This is a genomic window from Streptomyces sp. NEAU-174 (assembly GCF_052665095.1).
In genome coordinates this window covers 294510-318402 of the sequence record NZ_JBQTCE010000002.1, presented here as the reverse complement: position 1 = coordinate 318402, position 23893 = coordinate 294510, and the positions used below count along the sequence as shown (strand labels likewise).

5 protein-coding genes are annotated in these 23893 nt (G+C 73.0%); all 5 read left to right on the top strand.

The window, feature by feature from the left end; genetic code table 11:
- Nucleotides 1-407: 407 nt before the first annotated feature.
- The 5 genes from ACT2CW_RS06175 (at nucleotide 408) to ACT2CW_RS06155 (ending at nucleotide 23845) form a co-directional block, all read left to right on the top strand.
- A complete protein-coding gene (locus tag ACT2CW_RS06175; RefSeq protein ID WP_164428001.1) occupies nucleotides 408-3284 on the top strand; it encodes a helix-turn-helix transcriptional regulator in 2877 nt (958 codons plus the stop codon).
- A 135-nt stretch (nucleotides 3285-3419) separates the two neighbouring features.
- Nucleotides 3420-4292: a glucose-1-phosphate thymidylyltransferase RfbA gene (rfbA, locus tag ACT2CW_RS06170; RefSeq protein ID WP_414083437.1), complete on the top strand. Its 873-nt coding sequence runs from the start codon at nucleotides 3420-3422 to the stop codon at nucleotides 4290-4292.
- Nucleotides 4293-4305: 13 nt separating this feature from the next.
- The gene (gene rfbB / locus ACT2CW_RS06165) at nucleotides 4306-5280 is read left to right on the top strand and encodes a dTDP-glucose 4,6-dehydratase (RefSeq protein ID WP_445515821.1); all 975 of its coding nucleotides are present in this window, start codon (nucleotides 4306-4308) and stop codon (nucleotides 5278-5280) included.
- Between the two features lie 137 nt (nucleotides 5281-5417).
- Complete coding sequence (locus tag ACT2CW_RS06160; RefSeq protein ID WP_445515820.1) at nucleotides 5418-18740, top strand: type I polyketide synthase; 13323 nt, start codon at nucleotides 5418-5420, stop codon at nucleotides 18738-18740.
- A complete protein-coding gene (locus tag ACT2CW_RS06155; RefSeq protein WP_445515819.1) occupies nucleotides 18740-23845 on the top strand; it encodes a type I polyketide synthase in 5106 nt (1701 codons plus the stop codon). Before ACT2CW_RS06160 ends, ACT2CW_RS06155 begins: the two co-directional genes overlap by 1 nt.
- Nucleotides 23846-23893: the final 48 nt, after the last annotated feature.

Below are 23893 nucleotides of genomic sequence, written 5' to 3'. Positions count from 1 at the left end.
AAGAACCGCATTGGCGATCAAAACGGGCAAATAAATGTTCGATACGGATCCTCGAAACCCTCTGTGTATGTCCACTTCGTGTCGGAGTCAAGGATGTCGAGAGCTTTCCCGGGTGTGACTAGGGGGTCTCGTGTATGCTGGCCCTTCCGAACAAATGCCCACGTGAACGGGGGTGGCGCAGGTTGTCAGGGTGTTGGTGCGCTTCGGCTGCAACGTGTTGCCCCGGGTAGGGGTGTCTCGCGCGCATCGCTTTTGTCGATCGTCGGGCAGTCCGCTCAGAATTGGTAGTTCGTTAACGATGATTTTACGTGCGGCGATGGTGGCGTGACCGGTGGGCGTATAGCTTGCTGGGAGGCGTTCGGACTGCCGTGAGCAGTGCTTCGCGTCGCATTCGGGGGTTGCGAGCAATGGTGTTTTCATCGACCAGAGCCAGACAATTCGACGCGCAATTCGAGAGACTTCGGCGGGCATTTTCCAGATGCCTGTCAGGGGAGGCGGGCATCGTGCTCGTCGAGGGCGCGGTCGGTTGCGGCAAGACCCATACGCTCGAAGCCGTCACGGCCCATGCGGCGAAGGCCGGAGCCCTCGTCCTCAAGGCATACGGAACCTCCGCCGACCGGGCCCCGCTCGGCACACTGCGCCAGCTCCTGGACTCGCCCCGGCTGCCCAGGGCGACCGCCGACCATCTGCGCCGGGCGCTCGACCATGGCGCCCTCGACGCCGCACCGCCTAGGGAAACCCCAGGTGGCGACCCCGCCGACGCGAACCCCACCCATGTCCAGGGAGCCCGGGAGTTCCGAGCCGCACTCCATGAACTCGCCTCCCGTGAACCGGTGGTGATCTGCGTCGACGAACTCCAGCTCGTCGACGCGGCGTCACTTCAGTACCTGCTGTACCTGGCGACCCGTTCGCGCTCCGCCAAGCTCCTCATGGTGTTCGCACAGGCGACGGACAGCGAACGACAAGACGCGGTCTTCAATACCGAACTGCTGCGCCAGCCCAATTTCCAGCGGCTGCGGCTGGAACGGCTGTCCTGGGACGAGACGGCACATCTGCTCACCACCCGTCTGGGACTTCCGGATTCCACCGATGTGGCCTACACCTGGTATGAGGTGAGCGGCGGAAATCCGTTGTTGCTACGCGCGGTGATTGACGATTACCGCACCGCGGGGGCACCCCCACGGCGCAGCCGCGCAGTGGAGCCCGTGGTGGGCGACATGTTTGTGCAGGCCGTGCTCACCTGCGTCTACCGCAGTGGGCGCACCGTCTCCCGGCTGGCCGAGGGCATCGCGGTGCTCGGGGCGTCCGCCTCCCTCGAACTCCTCGGTCGGCTGCTGCGCATCGGCCCCGCCGGAACCCGCCGCGGAGTCGCCGCGCTGGACGCGGCGGGCCTCGTCGACGGACTCGCCTTCCGCCACCCGTATGTCGAGGCCGCGGTGCTGGAGGACATGGACCCCGAGGTCCGGCTGGACATGAACCGGCGCGCCGCCGTTCTGCTGCACCAGGGCGGCGGCGGGACCCTCGCCGTGGCCCGCCATCTGCTCGCCGCCCAGGCCGCCGACGAGCCCTGGGCGGTGCCGCTGCTGCGGGACGCCGCGCAGCAGGCGCTCGCCGAGGACGACGCCAAGCTGGCGGTGGCCTGCCTGGAGCTGGCGTACGCGGCCTGCGCGGACGAGGAGCTGCGGGCCGGCATCAGGATCGGCACCGCCGGGATCATGTGGCGGCTCAACCCCTCGGCGTCCGAGCGGATGCTGGAGGAGCCGCTGGCCGCGCTGTACGCCGACCGGCTGCCCGCCTCCCATATCGGGCGGCTGATCGAGCTGTTGCTCGCCCACGGCCGGATCGAGGAGGCGCGCGGCGCCATCGGCCGGCTCAACGCCGTGATGAGCAACGCGGGCCCCACCTCGATGTCCCAGTTCCGGCTGACCGCCCGCTGGGCCCAGGAGTCCGGCGCGCAGGACCGGGCCCCCGGGGCCACGGCGCGCCAGAGCGAGGACGGCGGCGCCCTCCGCGCGCAGCTCAGATCCCGCAGACCCTCCGCGCTGTCGACGATCACGGCGGCGTTCAGCGGCTTCTTCGGCCGCGGGGGGAGCGAGGAGTCACCGGTGGCCGCGGCGGAGAAGGTGCTCGATGTCTCGCCGCTCACCGACGCCACCTTCGAGCCCATCGTCAACTCGGTGAACGCGCTGGTGTACGCGGGCCGCCCGGACAAGGCGGCGCCGTGGTGCGACGCGCTGATGGAGGAGGCCGAGCGGCGCCGGGCGCCGGGCTGGCGGGCCATCTTCGCCTCGATCCGCGCCGAAATCGCCCTGCGGCAGGGCAATCTCGTGGAGTCGGCGGCCTATGCGACCACCGCCCTGGAGATCGTGCCGGGCCGCGACGGAAGCGTCTTCATCGGCGGCCCCCTGGCCAGCCAGATCCTGGCGTACACGGAGATGGGCAAGCATGACGCGGCGGCGCGGCATCTGAGCCGCCCGGTCCCCGAGGCGCTGTTCAAGAGCATCTACGGACTCGGCTACACCCGCGCCCGTGGCCGCTACTACCTGGCCACCAACCGCATCAACGCCGCGCTCGGCGAATTCCTCATGGCCGGCCGGCTCGCCCAGCTGTGGGAGCTCGACCAGCCGGCGCTGCTGCCCTGGCGGTCGGACGCCGCCGAGGCATGGCTGGAGCTCGGCGACCGGGAGAAGGCCGCCAACCTGGTCTCCGAGCAGCTGGCCAGGAACGGCGCCGGGGACTCCCGGGTCCGCGGCGTCTCCCTGCGGTTACTGGCCGCGGCGGGCGACATCGAGAACCGGTCGCGGCTGCTCGGCCAGGCCGTCGAGGAGCTCCAGTGCTCCGGCGACCGCCTGGAGCTGGCCCGGGCGCTGGACGATCTGGGACGTACGCTGCGCGGATCCGGGGAGCTGGGGCGGGCCGACGCCATCATGGGCCGGGCCTGGCGGATGGCCAAGGAGTGCGGCGCCGAGGAGCTGTGCGCCCGGATCCGGCTCGACTCCGGTCTGGAGGCCCGCGATCCACGGCCGGTGGTGCGGCCGGTGTCCGGGCCGCTCGGCCCGAAACCGGCGGTGCCGCCGTCCCTGGGCACCAAGCTCAGCGAATCCGAGGCCCGGGTGGCCGCCCTGGCGGTGGACGGTTATACGAACCGGGAAATAGCCGCCAGCCTGTTCATCACCATCAGCACGGTGGAACAGCATTTGACGCGGGTGTACCGCAAGCTGAATATCAGGAGCCGGCAGCAGCTGCCGACCGCGCTCCGGGCCCAGGTGGACGAAATCGCCTGAGCGAAGACGGGGCGATGTCCCGCGGAAGGGGTGGCCACACGCGGCCACCCCTGTTCCATGCCCACCCCTGATTACCCCCCTATCGCCGCGACAGACCTGGAGCGCGAGCTGGTCGCGTTGATAGCTTCTGGCCGCATGAAGGGCATAGTCCTCGCCGGAGGAAGCGGTACCCGACTGCATCCTTTGACACATGCGGTGTCGAAGCAGATCCTTCCCGTCTACAACAAACCGATGATCTATTACCCGCTGTCGGTGCTCATGCTCGGCGGCGTCAGGGAAATCCAGATCATCTCCACCCCGCTCCATGTGGAGCTGTTCCGCGCGCTTCTCGGCGACGGCGCCCGGCTGGGTCTTTCGATCGAGTACGCCGAGCAGCCCGAGGCCAACGGAATCGCCGAGGCATTCATCATCGGAGCCGAGTTCATCGGCGACGACCAGGTGGCGCTGGTCCTCGGCGACAATATCTTCCACGGGCCCGGATTCTCGAAAATGCTGCACCATGAGGCAAGCCATGTCGACGGCTGTGTGCTCTTCGGCTACGGAGTCAAGGACCCCGAGCGCTACGGGGTCGGGGAAATGGATGAGCGGGGCCGGCTGATCTCCCTCGAAGAGAAGCCGGCCGCCCCCAAATCCAATCTGGCGATCACCGGTCTGTATCTCTACGACAACGACGTCGTGGACATCGCCAAGAACGTACGGCCCTCCGCACGCGGCGAACTGGAGATCACCGACGTCAACCGCGTCTATCTGGAACGCGGAAAGGCCAGACTGGTGGGGCTCGGCCGCGGATTCGCCTGGCTGGACACCGGAACCCATGACTCGCTGCTCCAGGCGGGGCAGTATGTGCAGCTTCTGGAGCAGCGCCAGGGCGTGCGGATCGCCTGTCTCGAAGAGATAGCCTTCCGCATGGGGTTCATCGGCGCCGCCGCCTGCTATGAGCTCGGTGCGGAGCTCGGCAAGACGGACTACGGACAATATCTGATGGATATCGCGGCCAATAACCGCTGAAGGGTTGTCTCCAGTGCGCATAGTTGTGACCGGCGGCGCGGGCTTCATCGGCTCCCACTTCGTCCGGCAGGCCCTGACAGGGGCGTACCCGGCCTGGGCGGACGCCCAGGTCGTGGTGGTCGACAAGCTCACCTACGCGGGCAACGAGGCCAACCTGGCCGAGGTCGCGGACAGCCCCCGGCTGCGCTTCGTCCGCGGTGACATCTGCGACGGCGAACTCGTCGGCAAACTGCTGCGGGACACCGATCTGGTGGTTCACTTCGCCGCGGAATCACATGTCGACCGCTCGATATCCGGCGCCGAGGAATTCGTGCGCACCAATGTCCTGGGCACCCACACCCTCCTCAACGCGGCCGCGAACGCGGAGGTCGGAAAGTTCGTCCACATCTCCACGGACGAGGTCTACGGCTCCATCGAAAGCGGCTCCTGGAGCGAGGAGGAACCACTCGAACCCAACTCGCCGTATTCCGCCTCCAAGGCGTCCTCCGATCTGCTGGCCCGGGCCTTCCACCGCACCCATGGACTGCCCGTCTGCGTGACCCGCTGCTCCAACAACTACGGCCCGTACCAGCACCCCGAGAAAGTCATACCGCTCTTCGTCACCAACCTCATGCACGGCAGACCGGTACCGCTCTACGGCGACGGCGGGAATGTCCGGGACTGGCTGCACGTGGACGACCACTGCCGCGGTATCGCCCTGGTCGCCGAGAACGGCCGCCCGGGAGAGGTCTACAACATCGGCGGCGGCACCGAACTGACCAATCTGGAACTCACGGAACGGCTGCTCGAACTGCTCGGCGCCGACCGGTCCCTGATCGAGCGGGTGCCCGACCGCAAGGGCCATGACCGCCGTTACTCGGTGGACATCGCGAAAATCTCCGCCGAACTCGGCTACCGGCCCGAGATGTCGTTCGAGACCGGCCTCGCGGAAACCGCCAAGTGGTACATGGCACACCGCGGTTGGTGGGAACCGCTCAAGAAGAGGTGACCACCCCTACACCAAGGGTTAGGGGTGGATGCGGTTAGGGGTGGTTGAGTCGACTCCCGCCCCATACCGTCGACTTCGGGATCATGGTCAGTCCAATCGCGTCGTAATCTCAACTGAGAGAAGAGTCTGAGGTCGTGATGTCGGAGAACTCCCTGATGCGTGACGGGCACATCGCGGTCGTCGGTATGGCATGTCGCGTGCCGGGCGCATCGACCCCGGATGAGTTCCGGCAGTTGCTGCGCAATGGAGAGAGCGCCATCACGGAGATCCCGGCGGACCGGTATGCCGATGAGCTCCGGGACGCCGGTATTCGATTCGGCGGGTTCGTCGAAAGGGCAGCCGAGTTCGATCCGGAGTTCTTCGGGATTTCACCCCGAGAGGCACGGGCGATGGACCCCCAGCAGCGGCTCGCGCTGGAACTGTGCTGGGAGGCGCTGGAAAACGCGGGACTCGTCCCGGCGCGCCTCGACGGCAGCCGCACCGGCGTCTTCATCGGCGCCATCGCCGACGACTACGCGGCCCTGGTCCACCGCGGCGAACCGGCCGCCATCACCCAGCACACCCTCACCGGCCTCAACCGCGGGATCATCGCCAACCGGGTCTCCTACGCCCTCGGGCTGCGCGGCCCGAGCGTGGCCGTGGACACCGGGCAGTCCTCGTCCCTGGCCGCCGTGCACCTGGCCTGCGAGAGCCTGCGGCGCGGCGAGAGCGAGACCGCCGTCGCGGGCGGCGTCCAGCTCAACCTCGCCCCCGACGGCTTCATCGCCGCCTCCCGGTTCGGCGCGCTCTCCCCGGACGGCCGCTCCTTCACCTTCGACGCCCGTGCCAACGGCTATGTGCGTGGCGAGGGCGGCGGCCTCGTCGTGCTCAAACGGCTCCCGGACGCGCTGCGCGACGGCGACCCGGTGCTGTGTGTGATCCGCGGCTCCGACGCCAACAACGACGGCGGCGGCGACAGCCTCACCACCCCCGCGGCCCACGGGCAGGAGGCCATGCTGCGCGCCGCCTACGAGCGCGCCGGGGTCGACCCCGCCCGGGTCCAGTACGTCGAACTGCACGGCACCGGCACCAAGGTCGGCGACCCGGTCGAGGCCGCGGCGCTCGGCGCGGTCCTCGGCGCCGACCGGGCGGACGGCGCGCCGCTGCGGGTCGGCTCCGCCAAGACGAACGTGGGCCACCTCGAGGGCGCGGCCGGGATCACCGGCCTCATCAAGACGGTGCTCTCGCTCGCCCACCGCGAGCTGTTCCCGAGCCTCAACCACGAGACGCCGAACCCCGCGATCCCCCTGGACACTTTGGGCCTGACGGTCCAGACCGCCCTCGACGCCTGGGCCCCGGAGCCGGACGCCCCACGGCTCGCGGGCGTCAGCTCGTTCGGCATGGGCGGCACCAATGTGCACATGGTGCTGGAGGAGGCACCCACCGACGCCCCGGCCGCGGAACGGCAAACGGCCCTCGACACGGTGCCGTGGGTGCTCTCGGCCCGTGGCGAGGGCGCGTTGCGCGCTCAGGCGGAGCGGCTGCGGTCGTATGTGGTGGCGCGGCCGGAGCTGGATCCGGTGGATGTGGGCTACTCGCTGGCGCTGACCCGGTCCGCCTTCGGCCACCGCGCGGCGGTGGTCGGCCGCGACCGTGAGGAGCTGCTGAACGGTCTTGAGCAACTCGCCGCGGGTGTGGTCCCGGGGGCGGTGGCGGTCAGCGGCGGTACGGCGTTCCTGTTCACCGGTCAGGGGGCTCAACGTCTCGGTATGGGGCGGGAGTTGTATGCCGCGTTCCCGGTGTTCGCGGCGGCGTTCGACGAGGTGTGCGCGGAGCTGGATTGTCATCTTGACCGTTCGGTGCGGGCGGTGGTGTTCGGCGGGGATGCCGAGGCGCTGGATCGGACGGTGTTCACCCAGACGGGGCTGTTCGCTTTGGAGGTGGCGCTGTTCCGGCTGGTGGAGTCCTGGGGTCTGGTGCCGGACTTCCTGGTGGGGCATTCGGTGGGGGAGTTGGCGGCCGCCCATGTGGCGGGGGTGTTCTCGCTGGAGGACGCCTGTGAGCTCGTAGCGGCGCGTGGCCGGTTGATGCAGGCGCTGCCCGGCGGCGGTGCGATGGTCTCCCTCCAGGCTCCGGAGGCCGAGGTGCTGCCGCATCTCGAAGGCCACGAGGACCGGGTGAGCGTGGCCGCGGTCAACGGTCCGTCGGCCACCGTGATCTCCGGTGAGGAGTCGGCGGTGCTCGCGATCGCGGAGGCGGTCGGGGTCAAGAGCAAGCGGCTGAGCGTCTCGCATGCGTTCCACTCGCCGCTGATGGAGGGGATGCTGGCCGAGTTCGCCGAGGTGGCGGGCCGGATCGGCTACTCGGCACCGCGTCTGGCCATTGTCTCCAACGTCACGGGCGAGTTGGCGGGCGATGAGGTGTGCTCGCCGGAGTACTGGGTGCGCCATGTGCGTCAGGCGGTGCGCTTCGGGGACGGCATACGGTTCCTCGAAGGGCAGGGTGTCACCCGCTTCGTGGAGCTCGGTCCCGCCGGTGTGCTCTCCGCCATGGGCCGCGAGTGCGTCTCCGGTCCGGCCGCGTTCGTACCCCTCCTGCGCAAGGACCGCGACGAGACGGAGGCGCTGCTCTCCGGCGTCGCCCAGGTGCACGCTCACGGTGGCGAGGTGGACTGGGCGGCGGTGTTCGCGGGGCGCGGTGCGCAGCGCGTGGAGCTGCCCACGTACGCCTTCCAGCGGCAGCGCTACTGGCTGGACACCGACCTCCCCGGCACCGAGGACGCCGCCACGGATGAACCCCTCTCCTGGCGTCAGGAGTTCGCGGCCCTGACCGACGCCGCCGAGCGCGAGCGTGTGGCGCTGGAGCTGGTCCGTACGCACACCGCCTGGGTGCTGGGCTCCCCGGGGCCCGACGCGGTCGACCCCGAGAAGATCTTCAAGGACCTCGGTTTCGACTCGCTGATGTCCGTCGAGCTGTGCAACCTCCTCGGCACCGCCACCGGAACACGGCTCGCCGGGACCGTCCTCTTCGACCACCCCACCCCGCTGGCCCTCTCCCACCACCTCCGGGAGGTGGTGGTGGGCGCTCGGCCGGCCGTGGCCCCGCGCCCGGCCGCCACCCGGACCGTCAGCGCGGGCGACGACGACCCGATCGCCATCGTGGCGATGAGCTGCCGCCTCCCCGGCGGGGTGCGCACCCCCGAGCACCTGTGGGAGCTGGTCAGCGAGGGCCGGGACGCCATCGCCGGCTTCCCCGCCAACCGGGGCTGGGATCTGGACGGGCTCTACGACCCGGACCCGGCCCGCCACGGCACCAGCTATGTGCGCGAGGGCGGATTCCTCTACGAGGCCGACCAGTTCGACCCGGCCTTCTTCGGCATCAGCCCCCGCGAGGCCCAGGCGATGGACCCCCAGCAGCGGCTGCTGATGGAGACCGCGTGGGAGGCGTTCGAGCGCGCCGGGATCGACCCCACCACCCTCAAGGGCAGCGACGCCGGTGTCTTCGTCGGCGCCATGCCGCAGGACTACGGGCCGCGGATGGACGAGGCGTCGGAGGGGTTCGAGGGCTATCTGCTCACCGGTGGCACCACCAGCGTGGCCTCCGGCCGGATCGCCTACACCTGGGGGCTCGAGGGCCCGGCGGTCACCGTCGACACGGCCTGCTCGTCCTCGCTGGTGGCCCTGCACATGGCCGTACGGTCGCTGCGCCAGGGCGAGTGCTCGCTGGCGCTGGCCGGCGGCGCCACCGTGATGTCCAGCCCCGGGATCTTCGTGGAGCTGAGCCGCCAGAAGGCGCTGTCGCCCGACGGCCGCTGCAAGGCGTTCTCGTCCGACGCCGACGGCACCGGCTGGGGCGAGGGCGTGGGCATGGTGCTGCTGGAGCGGCTGTCGGACGCGCGGCGCAACGGCCACCAGGTGCTGGCGCTGGTCCGTGGCTCCGCCACCAACCAGGACGGCGCGAGCAACGGCCTCACCGCCCCGAGCGGCCCGGCCCAGCAGCGGGTCATCCGCCAGGCCCTGGCCGATGCGGGGCTCACCGCGGCCGATGTGGACGCGGTGGAGGCCCACGGCACCGGCACCGCGCTCGGCGACCCCATCGAGGCGGGGGCACTGCTGGCCACGTACGGCCAGGACCGCCCCGAGGACCGGCCGCTGTGGCTCGGCTCGCTGAAGTCCAACGTCGGCCACCCCCAGGCCGCCGCGGGCGTGGCCGGTGTCATCAAGATGGTGCTGGCGCTGCGCCACGGCGTGCTGCCACAGACCCTGCACGTACAGGAGCCCTCGCCCCATGTGGACTGGTCGTCCGGGGCCGTGGCGCTGCTGACCGAGGCCCGGCCGTGGCCGGAGCTGGAGACCGGGCGGCCGCGCCGCGCGGGCGTGTCGTCCTTCGGCATCAGCGGCACCAACGCACACGCCATCCTGGAGCAGGCCCCGGCCGAACCGGCCGCCGGCCACGACGAGCCGCGCCCGGCGGCCCCGGGGCTGCCCGTGCTGCCCTGGGTGCTGTCCGGGCGCACCGAACAGGCCCTGCGCACCCGGGCCGAGCAGCTGCGGGACCACCTCGCCGACCACCCAGGCACCGACCTCGCCGCGCTCGGCCACGCCCTCGCCACCACCCGCACGGCCTTCGGCCACCGGGCGGTGGTCCTCGGCCGGGACCGGGCGCGGCTCCTGGACGGCCTCGGCGCGCTCGCGCAGGGCACCCCGGCGCCCCATGTGGTCCAGGGCACGGCGGGCGGCCGGCGCAAGACCGTGTTCGTCTTCCCCGGGCAGGGCTCGCAGTGGATCGGGATGGCGCTCCCGCTGTGGGACACCTCGCCCGTCTTCGCGGAGCGGCTGGAGGAGTGCGCCGACGCCCTGGAGCCGTTTCTGGACTGGTCGTTGCGCGATGTGCTGCGCGGTGAACCGGGCGCGCCGTCGCTGTCCCGTATCGACGTGGTGCAGCCCGTGCTGTTCGCGGTGATGGTGTCGCTGGCGGCGCTGTGGCGCAGTCACGGCATCGAACCGGCCGCGGTGGTCGGCCACTCGCAGGGCGAGATCGCCGCCGCCTACGTGGCCGGAGGGCTTTCGCTCCAGGACGCGGCCAAGGTGGTGGCCCGGCGCAGCCAGGCGTGGGCCGAGCTGAGCGGCAAGGGCGGCATGCTCTCGGTGCTCGCGTCGGCCGGGACGGTCGCGGAGCGGCTGCGGCCGTGGAGCGAACGGCTCGGCATCGCCGCCGTCAACAGCCCCGCCACCGTGACCGTCTCCGGCGACCCGGAGGCCCTGGACGCCTTCATGGCCGAGCTCGCCGCCGACGGGGTGAAGTCCCGCCGGGTGCCGGGCGTGGACACCGCCGGACACTCCCCGCAGGTCGACGGGTTGCGCGAGCGGCTGCTGCGCGAGGTGGCGGGGGTACGGCCGCGCGCCTCGCGGATCGCGTACTACTCCACGGTGACCGGTGGACCGCTGGACACCACCGCGCTGGACACCGACTACTGGTATCGGAACATGCGCGAGCCGGTGGACTTCGAGCGGGCCACCCGGGCGCTGCTGGCCGACGGCCACACCGCGTTCATCGAATGCTCCCCGCACCCCATGCTCGCCATGTCGCTCCAGCAGACCATCGAGGACGCGGGCGGAAGCGCCGCCGTCGTCGGCACGCTGCGCCGGGACGAGGGCGACCCGGAGCGCTTCGTGGGCTCGTTCGCCGAGGCGTACGTCCAGGGTGTCGAGCCGTCGTGGGACACGGTGTTCGGGGGTGCGCCGGGGCGCGCCGAGCGTGCCCTGGAGCTGCCGACGTATCCGTTCCAGCGGCAGCGGTACTGGCTGGACAGGCCGGCCGCGGCGAGCGATGTGGCGGCGGCCGGACTCGACGCGGCAGGGCATCCGCTGCTCGGCGCGGCGGTCCCGCTGGCGGGCGCGGACGACCACCTGTTCACCGGCCGGATCTCCGCACAGGACCACCCCTGGCTCACCGAGCGCACCGGCCCCGACGCGGCCGTGCTCCCCGGCAGCGCCCTCGCCGAACTGGCGATCCGCGCGGGCGACCAGGTCGGCTGCGACCGGATCGAGGAACTGTCCCTGGACACGCCGCTGGTGCTGCCCGAGAAGGGCGCCGCGGTAATCCAGGTGCGTATCGGCGCCCCGGACGGCGGGGGCTTGCGCGCCCTCACCGTCCACGCGCGCGCCGAGGGCGCCGACGCGGACGAGCCGTGGACGCGGTACGCCACGGCGGTTCTGGGCACGGGCGCTCCGGCCGCCGACACCGGCCTCGCCACGTGGCCCCCGGCCGACGCCGTCCCGGCGGACGTGGCCGGAGGCTCCGTGGCGGCCTGGCGGCTCGGTGCGGACCTCTACGTCGAGGTCGGGCTGACCGAGGCCGAGGAGGCCGACGCCGCGCGCTACGGACTGCATCCGGTGCTGCTGGAGTCGGCGCTCGACGCGGTGGAGACCCCGGGCGACCGTGGCGGCGATGGCGATGGCGATGGTGGCGGTGGCGGTGGCGGAGCTCGGCTGGCCGCCGTATGGAGCGGTGTTGCCCTGTACGCGACGGGTGCCACCGCGCTGCGGGTGCGGCTGACACCGACGGGTCCCGATACGTACGCGGTCGTCGCGGCCGACCTGAGCGGCGCCCCGGTGGCCTCGGTGGACCGGCTCGTGCTGCGCGCGGTGGACACGCCCGAACCGATCGGCGGCCGCTCCGCCCTCCACCCGTCGCTGTTCCGGCTGGAGTGGCCCGCGGTGTCCGGCGACACCATCTGGACCCCGGCGAGCTGGGCGGTGCTCGGTGACGACCCGCTCGGGCTCTCCGCGGCCGTGGACGCGGTGCCCTACGACGAGACGGCGGACGCGCCGGACGCGGTGCTGGTGCCGTGCGTCGCCGAGGGCGACGGCGATGTGGCGGAGGCGGCCCACGCGGCCACCCACCGAGCGCTGGCGCTGATCCAGCGCTGGATCTCCGATGACCGCCTCGCCTCCTCCCGGCTGGTGTTCCTCAGCCGCGGCGCGGTCGCGGCCGCCCCCGGCGAAGCGGTCCCGGACGTGGCCCACGGCGCCGTATGGGGCCTGGTGCGCTCGGCCCAGTCGGAACACCCCGGCCGCTTCGTCCTCGTCGACCTCGACGCCGATCCTGAGTCGGCGACCGCTCTCCCGGCCGCGGTGGCTTCCGGCGAACCTCAGTGCGCGGTACGCGGGGGACTGGTGAGGGCGCCCCGGCTGGGGCGGGTGGCGAGGGCGACGGGGGCCGCCGAGGCCACCGCCACCGCGCTTACCGGGGCCACCGCCACCGGGGTCGCGGAGGTTGCCACCACCGGAGCTGCCGGGGCCGCAGGCCCCGGGGCTACCGGGACTGCTGGGGCTGCCGAGGTCGCCGCAACCCGGGCTGCCGGGGCTGCCCAGGGGGCCGGTGCCACCGGCACTGTGGCCGCCGCGACCGGGCCCGCCGAGACCACCGCCGCCCGTGCCGCCGGGCCCGCCGGTGGCCACCGGCCGCTGGACCCCGAGGGCACCGTTCTCATCACCGGCGCCACCGGGACCCTCGGTGGGCTCGTCGCCCGCCATCTGGTGCGCGAGCACGGCGTACGGCATCTGCTGCTGGTCAGCCGGCGTGGGCCCGCGGCCGACGGTATGGGTGAACTCCGCGCGGAGCTGGCCGGGTTGGGAGCCACCGTCACCGTCGCCGCCTGCGACGCCGCCGACCGGGAGGCGCTCACCGGGCTCCTCGGCGCGATACCCGTCGCGCATCCGCTGACCGCGGTGATCCACGCGGCGGGTGTGCTCGACGACGGCGTCGTGGACGCGCTGAACCCCGAGCGGCTCGACCGCGTCTTGCGGCCCAAGGTGGACGCCGCGTGGAATCTGCACGAGCTGACCGCGGACCACGACCTGGCCGCGTTCGTGCTCTACTCCTCCGTCGTCGCCACCATCGGCAACGCCGGACAGGCCAACTACGCCGCCGCCAACGCCTTCCTGGACTCCCTCGCCCAGCACCGCAGGGCCCGCGGCCTGGCCGCCCAGTCCCTCGCCTGGGGCCTGTGGGAGCAGCGCAGTGGCATGAGCGGGCATCTGGACGACGCCGATGTGCGGCGCATGGCGCGCTCCGGCATCCGTCCGCTGCCCAGCGCGGAGGGCATGGAACTCTTCGACGCCGCGCGGGAGGCGGGCGATGCCACGCTCGTCCCCGTCCGGCTCGACCTCGCCGAGCTGCGCAAGCGCGCCGCGAGCGGCGCCGCCACCCCCGGTCAGGACGCCGTACCGGCCCATCTGCGCGGCCTGGTCCGGACACCGGTCCGTCGCGTCGTACGGGCCGGTGGCGGAGGCGGGGCCGCGGAGCGCGACGAGAGCTCGTTCGGGCGGCGGCTGGCCGCCCTGCCGGCGGCCGACCGGGACCCGTTCCTGCTGGACCTGGTGCGGGAACACGCGGCGGGCGTGCTGGGGCTCGCCGCCCCGGACGACATCGAGGCCACCCGCGCCTTCCGCGAGGTCGGCTTCGACTCCCTGACCGCCGTGGAGTTGCGCAACCGGCTGGGCGCCGCCACCGGGCTGCGGCTGCCGACCACCCTGCTCTTCGACTACCCGACCCCCGCCGTGCTGGTGGACCACCTGCGGCGCGAGGCACTGGGCGAGCAGGCAGACGTGGCGGCCGTGGTGGCCGCCGTCCGCCCCGCCGACGACGATCCGATCGCCATCGTGGCCATGAGCTGCCGGCTGCCCGGCGGGGTCCGCGGCCCCGAGGACCTGTGGGAGCTGGTGGCGGACGGCCGCGATGTGATCTCGACCTTCCCGACCGACCGCGGCTGGAACGTCGAGGAGCTCTACGACCCCAACCCCGATACGCCGGGCCGGAGTTACGCCAAGGAAGGCGGCTTCCTCTACGACGCCTACGACTTCGACCCCGAGTTCTTCGGGATCTCCCCGCGCGAGGCGCTGGCCATGGACCCGCAGCAGCGGCTGCTGCTGGAGACCTCCTGGGAGGCGCTGGAGCGCGCCGGGATCGACCCGCACTCCACGAAGGGCAGCACGGCGGGCGTGTTCATCGGCTCCACCGGCCAGGACTACGCCTCGCGGCTGGGCGAGATCCCCGAGGACATGGAGGGGTATCTGCTGACCGGAAAAGCCGCCAGCGTGGTCTCCGGCCGCATCGCCTACTCCCTCGGCTGGGAGGGCCCGGCGCTCACCATCGACACCGCGTGCTCCTCCTCCCTGGTCGCCATCCACCAGGCGGCGCAGGCGCTGCGCCAGGGCGAATGCTCGATGGCGCTGGCGGGCGGCACGACGATGATGTCGACGCCGAGCCTGTTCATCGAGTTCAGCAGGCAGCGCGGGCTCGCCCCGGACGGCAGGTCGAAGGCGTTCTCCTCCGACACCGACGGCACCAGCTGGGGCGAGGGCGTCAGCATGGTGCTGCTGGAGCGGCTGTCCGACGCCCGGGCCAACGGCCATGAGGTGCTGGCGCTGGTGCGTGGCTCGGCCGTCAACCAGGACGGTGCCAGCAACGGCCTCACCGCCCCCAACGGCCCGTCGCAGCAGCGGGTGATCCGGCAGGCGCTGGCGAACGCCGGGCTGTCGGCCGCCGAGGTGGACGCCGTCGAGGCGCACGGCACCGGCACCACGCTCGGCGACCCGATCGAGGCCCAGGCCATCCTCGCCACCTACGGCCAGGGCCGGGATGCCGAACGGCCGCTGAGGCTGGGCGCGCTGAAGTCCAACATCGGCCACACCCAGGGCGCGGCCGGCGGCGCCGGTGTCATCAAGATGGTCATGGCGATGCGCCACGGCCTGCTGCCCAGGACGCTCCACGTCAAGGAGCCCACCCCGCATGTGGACTGGACGGCCGGGGCCGTCGAGCTGCTGACCGAGGCCAGGGAGTGGCCCGCGGGCGAGCGGGTGCGACGCGCCGGGGTGTCCGCCTTCGGCATCAGCGGCACCAACGCCCACCTCATCCTGGAGGAGCCGCCCGCCGACCCGGCCACAGAACCGGACACCGAGCCGGAGCCGTCGGTGCGCACCGATGTGGTCCCGTGGGTGCTCTCGGCACGTGGCGAGGTGGCGCTGCGCGCCCAGGCGGAACGTCTGCGGTCGTATGTGGCGGGGCGGCCGGAGCTGGATCCGGTGGACGTGGGCTACTCGCTGGCGGTGACCCGGTCCGCCTTCGGCCACCGCGCGGCGGTGGTCGGCCGCGACCGTGAGGAGCTGCTGAGCGGCCTTGAGCACCTCGCCACGGGCGTCACCCCGGGCACGGTGGCCGACGACGAGGGCAGGACGGCGTTCCTCTTCACCGGTCAGGGCGCTCAACGGCTCGGTATGGGGCGGGAGTTGTATGCCGCGTTCCCGGTGTTCGCGGGGGCGTTCGACGAGGTGTGCGCGGAGCTGGACCGTCACCTCGACCGTTCGGTGCGGGGGGTGGTGTTCGGTGGGGATGCCGAGGCGCTGGATCGGACGGTGTTCACCCAGACGGGGCTGTTCGCTTTGGAGGTGGCGCTGTTCCGGCTGGTGGAGTCGTGGGGTCTGGTGCCGGACTTCCTGGTGGGGCATTCGGTGGGGGAGTTGGCGGCCGCCCATGTGGCGGGGGTGTTCTCGTTGGAGGACGCCTGTGCGCTGGTGGCGGCGCGTGGCTGGTTGATGCAGGCGCTGCCCGAGGGCGGTGCGATGGTGTCGCTGAAGGCCGCCGAGGCCGATGTGACACCGCATCTGGCCGGTTACGAGGACCGGGTGAGCGTGGCGGCGGTCAACGGTCCGGCGGCGACCGTCATCTCCGGTGAGGAGTCGGCGGTGCTCGCGGTGGCGGACGCGGTGGGGGTCAAGAGCAAGCGGCTGAGCGTCTCGCATGCGTTCCACTCGCCGCTGATGGAGGGGATGCTGGCCGAGTTCGCCGAGGTGGCGGGCCGAATCACCTACGCCATGCCGCATATCGCGGTCGTCTCGAACCTCACGGGCGAGTTGGCGGGCGATGAGGTGTGCTCGCCGGAGTACTGGGTGCGCCATGTGCGTCAGGCCGTGCGCTTCGGGGACGGCATACGGTTCCTCGAAGCCCAGGGCATCACCCGCTATGTCGAGCTCGGCCCCGCCGGTGTGCTCTCCGCCATGGGCCAGGAATGCGTCTCCGGCCTCGCCGCGTTCGTACCCCTTCTGCGCAAGGACCGCGACGAGACGGAGGCGCTGCTCTCCGGCGTCGCCCAGGTGCACGCTCACGGTGGCGAGGTGGACTGGGCGGCGGTGTTCGCCGGGCGCGGTGCGCAGCGGGTGGAGCTGCCCACGTACGCCTTCCAGCGGCAGCGCTACTGGTTCGGCCCCGCCACGCCGGGAACGCCGACCGTCGCCGCCACCACGGACGCGTCCTCCGTGGAGGCCCGCTTCTGGGAGGCGGTCGAGCGCGAGGACCTGGAGGCGCTGACCACCACCCTGGAGATCGACCAGCAGGCGCGGCTCGGCGACCTGCTGCCCGCGCTCTCCTCCTGGCGCCGTGGCCAGAGCGACCGCGCCACCGTGGACTCCTGGCGCTACCGGATCACCTGGTCCCCGGTGGCCGTCGAGGAGCGTACGGCGCCGCTGTCCGGCACCTGGTGGGTGGCCGTGCCCGAGGGCCGGGCGGACGGCGCGCACATCGCCGCCGTGGCGGCCGCCCTCGACCGGCGCGGGGCGCGCGTGGTGCCCCTCACCGTGGCCACGAGCGGCCGTGACGCGCTCGCCGCGCGGCTGCGCCACGAGGCGGACACCGGTGGCACACCGGCCGGTGTGCTCTCGCTGCTCGCCCTCGACGACGGCCCGCACCCCGAACACACCGCGCTCAGCACCGGTCTGGCCCTCAACGTGGGGCTGATCCAGGCGCTGGGCGACGCGGGGCTCGCCGCCCCGCTGTGGCTCGCCACCACCGGCGCCGTCTCGGTGAGCGGATCCGATCCGCTCGGCAGCCCCGCGCAGGCCGCCACCTGGGGCCTCGGCCGGGTCGTGGCCCTGGAGCACCCACAGCGGTGGGGCGGTCTGGTCGACCTCCCCGGAAACCTCGACGAGCGCACCGCGGACCGGCTGTGCGCCGCGCTCTCCGGCATCGCCGGCGACAGCGGCCCGGAGGACCAACTCGCCCTCCGCGCCGCCGGGGTGTTCGTCCGGCGGCTGGTCCGGGCGCCGCTGCGGACACCGGGCCGGGAGAGCTGGAAACCGCATGGCACCGTACTGATCACCGGGGGCACCGGTGGGCTCGGCGCCCAGGTCGCCCGCTGGCTGGCCCGCTCCGGCGCCGAACACCTCGTGCTCACCAGCCGCCGTGGCATGGCGGCGCCCGGCGCCGCCGGACTGCGCGACGAGCTGATCGCGCTGGGCGAGGGCGGTGTCCGGGTGACGGTGGCGGCGTGCGACGTCCGCGACCGCGACGAGGTGGCGGCGCTGCTGCGCCGGATCACCACCGGGGGCGACCCGGTGCACGCCGTCTTCCACGCGGCGGGCGTCGTGGAGTTCTCCCAGCTCGCCGACAGTACGGTGGCCGACTTCGCGGAGATGGCCGACGGCAAGGTGCTGGGCGCCGAGCATCTGGACGCGCTGCTGGACCAGGACCACCTCGAGGCGTTCGTGCTCTTCTCGTCCATCGCCGCCACCTGGGGGAGCGGCGGGCAGAGCGCCTACGCGGCCGCCAACGCCCATCTGGACGCCCTCGCCGAGCACCGCGAGGCACGCGGCCTGCCCGCCACCTCCGTGGCCTGGGGCCCCTGGGCCGACCACGGCATGATCGAGCACGGCGAGGTGGCGGAGCACCTCAGCCGCCGTGGGCTGCCCGCGATGGCACCGGAGCTGGCCGTGGCCGCGCTGAGCGAGGCGCTGCACACCGGCGAGACCTCCCTCGTCCTCGCCGATGTGCGCTGGGACCGCTTCGTCCCCGGCTTCACCGCCGCGCGCCCCCGGCCGCTGATCGGCGAGCTGCCGGAGGTGCGTGACGCCCTCGCCACCACCGCGGCTCCCGGCACCACCGGGCCGGACGACGTGGCGGACACCTTCCTGGCGAGCCTCGCGGACCTGACGGGTGAGGACCTGGACCGGGCCCTGCGGCACCTGGTGCACGCCCAGGCGGCGGCCGTACTCGGCCACTCCTCGTCCGACGCGGTCGCCGGCGGCCGCCCGTTCAAGGAGCTGGGCTTCGACTCGCTCACCGCCGTCGAACTGCGCAACCGGCTGGCCGCGGTCACCGGGCTCGACCTGCCCGCCACCCTCGTCTTCGACTATCCGGCGCCCGCGCCACTGGCCGAGTACCTGCGCGGCGAGCTGCCGTCGGCCCGCCCGGCGGACGCGCGCACCCTCTTCGACGACCTGGACCGGTGGGAGTCCGCGCTGCCGGAGCTGATGGCCGAGGACGGGGTGCGGGAGCGGCTGACGGGGCGGCTGAACGACCTCATGGCGAAGCTGGGCGGCACGCCCGGGGAACACACCGGCGGGCCGTCCCCCGACACCGGCCTCCTCTCCGCCACCGCCGACGAGGTCTTCGACTTCATCGACAACGAATTCGGGGCTTCCTGATGGCGAACGAGAACGAAGAGAAACTCCTCACCTACCTCAAGCGGGTCTCCTCCGACCTCAAGCAGGCCCGTGACCGGCTGGAGCGGATCGAGGCCGACGAGCGGGAGCCGATCGCCATCGTCTCGATGGGCTGCCGCTTCCCCGGCGGTGTCCGCTCGCCGGAGGACCTGTGGCGGCTGGTGGCCGAGGGCCGCGACGCGATCTCGGAGTTCCCCGCCAACCGGGGCTGGGACGTCGATGGGCTCTACGACCCCGACCCGGGCCGGTCCGGCACCTGCAACACCCGCGAGGGCGGCTTCGTCCACGACGCCGACCAGTTCGACCCGGCCTTCTTCGGCATCTCCCCGCGCGAGGCGCTGGCCATGGACCCGCAGCAGCGGCTGCTGCTGGAGGTGTCCTGGGAGGCGATCGAGCGCGCGGGCATCGACCCGCTCTCGCTGAAGGGCACCAGGGCCGGGGTCTATGTGGGGCTCGCCTCGTTCCAGTACGGCGGGGACCCGCAGTACGCCCCGCGGAGCGTCGAGGGCCATCTGCTGATCAGCAATGTCTCCAGCGTGGCCTCCGGCCGGATCTCCTACACCCTCGGCCTCGAGGGACCGGCCATCACCCTGGACACCGCGTGCTCCTCGTCGCTGGTGACCATGCATCTGGCGGCCCAGGCGCTGCGCCGCGGCGAATGCTCGCTGGCGCTGGCCGGAGGGGTGGCGGTCATGGCCACCCCGGGTGTCTTCGTCGAGTTCAGCCATCAGCGCGGACTGGCCGCCAACGGCCGCTGCAAGTCCTTCGCCGCGGGCGCCGACGGCACCGGCTGGGGCGAGGGCGCGGGCATGGTGTTGCTGGAGCGGCTCTCCGACGCCCGCCGCAACGGCCACCCCGTCCTCGCCGTGCTGCGCTCCAGCGCCATGAACCAGGACGGCGCCAGCAACGGGCTCGCCGCGCCCAACGGTCCGGCCCAGCGCCGGGTCATCGAGGCGGCGCTGACCGCCGCAGGGCTCACCGTGGACGACGTCGACGCCGTCGAGGCCCATGGCACGGGCACGGCGCTCGGCGATCCCATCGAGGCGGGCGCGCTGCTCGCCACGTACGGCAAGGGCCGCACCTCCGGCCATCCGCTGTGGCTCGGCTCGCTCAAGTCCAATATCGGCCACACCCAGGCGGCGGCCGGGGTGGGCGGGGTCATCAAGACGGTGATGGCGCTGCGTCACGGCACGCTGCCGAGGACACTCCATGTCGAGCAGGCGTCCCCGGCCGTCAACTGGTCCTCCGGCTCCGTCGAGTTGCTGACCGAGGCGCGGGAGTGGCCGGAGCGTGGCCGTCCGCGCCGGGCCGGGGTGTCCGCGTTCGGCGTGAGCGGCACCAACGCCCATGTCATCCTCGAACAGGCCCCGGCCGAGGGGGAGGACGGCGAAGAGGGCGTCCCCGCCCTGGACGGGACCGCGCTCGGCGGCTCCGCCGTCCCCTGGGTGCTCTCCGGCAGGAGCGAAGCGGCCCTGCGGGCACAGGCGGAGCGGCTGCTGGCCCGTCTGAACGAGCGCCCCGAGGTGTCCCCGGCCGATGTCGGCCACTCGCTCGCCACCGGACGGTCGGCCTTCGAATACCGCGCCGCGGTGGTGGGCGCGGACCGCGCCCAACTGCTGGGCGCCCTGGAGGCGTTGGCCTCCGGAGGGGTGTCCCCGGGGGTGGTGCGCGGCGAGGGCGCGGCAGTGCCCGAGGCCCGTCCGGTGTTCGTGTTTCCGGGGCAGGGGTCGCAGTGGGTGGGGATGGCGGTGGAGTTGTTGGATGCGTCACCGGTGTTCGCGGGGCGGATCGCGGAGTGTGAGGCGGCGTTGTCGGCGTTCGTGGACTGGTCGTTGGTGGATGTGCTGGGGGATGAGAGGGCGCTTGGGCGGGTTGATGTGGTGCAGCCGGCGTTGTGGGCGGTGATGGTGTCGTTGGCGGAGGTGTGGCGGGCGTGTGGTGTGACGCCTGCGGCTGTGGTGGGGCATTCGCAGGGGGAGATCGCGGCGGCGGTGGTCGCGGGTGCGCTGTCGCTGGAGGACGGGGCGCGGGTGGTCGCGCTGCGGTCGCAGGCCATCGGGCGTGGGCTGGCCGGACACGGCGGCATGATGTCCGTGTCGCTCCCGGTCGAGGAGGTGCGGAAGCGGATCGCCGCCTGGGACGGCCGTATCTCCGTGGCGGCCGTCAACGGCCCCGGCGCGGTGGTCGTCTCCGGCGAACCGGAGGCGCTGCGCGAACTGCTGGCCCGATGCGAGGCCGAGGACGTGCGGGCGAAGCTGATCCCGGTGGACTACGCCTCGCACTCCGCACAGGTGGAGGCGATCCACGACGAGCTGCTCCGGATCCTCGCCCCCGTCCGGCCGCGCACCTCGCGCATCGTCTTCCACTCGACCGTCACCGGTGAACCCCTGGACACCGCGGGGCTCGACGCCGCCTACTGGGCGCGCAACCTGCGGGAGACCGTACGGCTCGAAACGGCCACCCGGGCGCTGCTCACCGGCGTCCACCGGCTGTTCGTGGAGGTGAGCCCGCACCCCGTGCTGGCCGCCGCCATCGAGGCCACCGTCGAGGCCGCCGAGGGCTCGGCCGCCGTCATCGGCACCCTGCGCCGCGAGGAGGGCGGCCCCGAGCGGATGCTGCTCTCGCTCGCCCAGGGCTACGTCCATGGCGCGGAGGTGGACTGGCGGGGGCTGTTCGCCGGACGGGGAGCCAGGCGCGTCGACCTTCCCACCTACGCGTTCCAGCGCACCCGCTACTGGGTCGGGCCCCGGACCGGGCCCGTCGCGGAGGCGGCCACCGGCCCGGCGGAGACGGAGTTCTGGACCGCGGTCGAGAACGCGGACCTGGACACGCTGACGGCGACGCTGGGGGCGGCCGCCGACGCGCCGCTCAGCGAGGTGCTTCCGCTGCTGTCGTCGTGGCGGTCCCGGCTGAGCGACCAGGCGGCGCTCGACGCCTGGCGCTACCGCATCGGCTGGCAACCGCTCGACGACGGGCAAACCCTCGCGCTCCCGGGCCGCCTGCTGGTGGCGGTGCCCGCCGAGGCTCGCGCCACTGATAGGGAGGGCGCCAACGCCGGGCCCGGCACGGCCGGAGCCGTCGAAGCCGGGGCTGCCGAGACCAGGCGGCCCGCCAACTCCGGACCTGCTGTCACCGAGGCCAGGCCCGCCAACTCCGGGGCCGCCACCCCCGGGGCTGCTGGCTCCGGGGCTGCCGAGACCGGCCCCGCCACCACCGGCGCCGCCACCACCGGCCCCGCCACCACGGGCCCCACCAGCACCGGCCCCGCTGCCGTCGAGGCCATCACCGCCGGGCTGGCCGCGCTCGGCGTTGAGGTCGTCCCTCTGCGTATCGGCCCGGACGACACCGACCGCGTCCGGCTCGCCGCCCGTATCACCGAGGCACTCGGGGACACCGGGGCGCCCGGCGGCGTGGTGTCTCTCCTCGCGCTCGACGAGGCACCGCACCCGGAACACCCCGACGTCCCCACCGGGCTCGCCACCACTCTCGACCTGGTGCGGGCGCTGGGCGAGGCGGGCGTCGACGCACCCCTGTGGTGTGTCACCCGGGGCGCCGTCTCCACCAGCGGCGCAGACCGTCTCGAAGCCCCCGCGCAAGCCCTCGTCTGGGGCCTGGGCGGTGCGGTCGCCCTGGAGCATCCACAGCGCTGGGGCGGGCTGATCGATCTGCCCGGGACGCTCGACGAGGGTTCCCTCCGGGCGCTCGCCCGCGCCCTGACCGGCCAGGACGGCGAGGACCAGCTGGCCATCCGCGCCTCGGGCACCCTCGCCCGGCGGCTCCGGCGGGCCGGGGCCAGCCGTTCCGGTGAGCGCTGGCAGCCCCGCGGCACCGTCCTGATCACCGGCGGCACCGGCGGCGTCGGCGCCCAGATCGCCCGCGGACTGGTCGACGAGGGCGCCGAACACGTGGTGCTCGTCAGCCGCCGTGGCCCCGAGGCCCCCGGCGCGGCCGCGCTGGAGGCCGAACTGACCGCGCGCGGCGCCCGGGTGACCGTCGCCGCGTGCGACGTGGCCGACCGCGAGGCGCTGGCGCACCTGCTGAACCAGGTCGCGCGCGACGGCGCGGACCACCCGCTCACCGCGGTGGTGCACGCCGCGGGCGCGCTGGACGACGCCACCGTCGACGCGCTCACTCCCGAGCGGATCGAGGCCGTACTGCGCCCCAAGGCGGCGGGCGCGCGCCTGCTGCACGAGCTCACCCGGGACCTGGACCTGGACCTCGACGCGTTCGTCCTGATCTCCTCGATCGCCGGCACCGTGGGCGCCGCCGGACAGGGCAACTACGCGGCGGCCAGCGCGTATCTCGACGCACTCGCCCAACTGCGCCGCGCGGACGGCCTGCCGGCGACCTCGGTGGCCTGGAGCGCCTGGGCGGGCGGCGGAATGATCGACGGCGAGATGGCGGACCAGCTGCGACGCCGTGGCGCGCCGCCCATCGACGGCGTACGGGCGCTGGAACTGCTGCGGCAGACCGTCGCGCGGAGCGATGGCTTCCTCGTCGCGGCCGACATCGACTGGGGCCGTTTCGCCCCCGCCCTGTCCGCCACCCGCCCGCTGCCGCTGCTCGCCGACCTCCCCGAGGCGAGCGGCACTTGGCAGGACCCGGTCGGAGCCGAGCGGGAGGAGGCCGGCGGCGCCGCCGCGCTGCGCACGCGGCTCACGGAGCTCGGCCCGGCCGACCGCCACACCGCCCTCGTGGAGCTGGTGAGCGAGCAGGCGGCCGCGGCCCTCGGCTACGCCGACGCGGGCGCGGTCGAGACCGGGCGGGCCTTCAAGGAGCTGGGCTTCGACTCGCTCACCGCCGTCGATCTGCGCAACCGGCTGAACGCCGCCACTGGGCTCCGGCTGCCGGTCACCCTCGTCTTCGACTACCCGACCGCCGACGACCTCGCCGTGCTGCTGCGGGAGGAACTCCTGCCCTCGGGCGGGGAGTCCGCGGACACCGTGGCGCTCGCCGAGCTCGACCGCGTTCAGTCCACCCTCGCCGCCCTGGAGCTGGACGACATCGAATCGGCCACCGACGACGAGATGTTCGAGCTGCTCGACGGGGTGTTCGAGCTGCTGGGCCGGGATCTGACGGCCCCATGAACCGCCGCGCCACCGCCCCGGCCGCCACCGACGTTCCGGCCCTCTTGA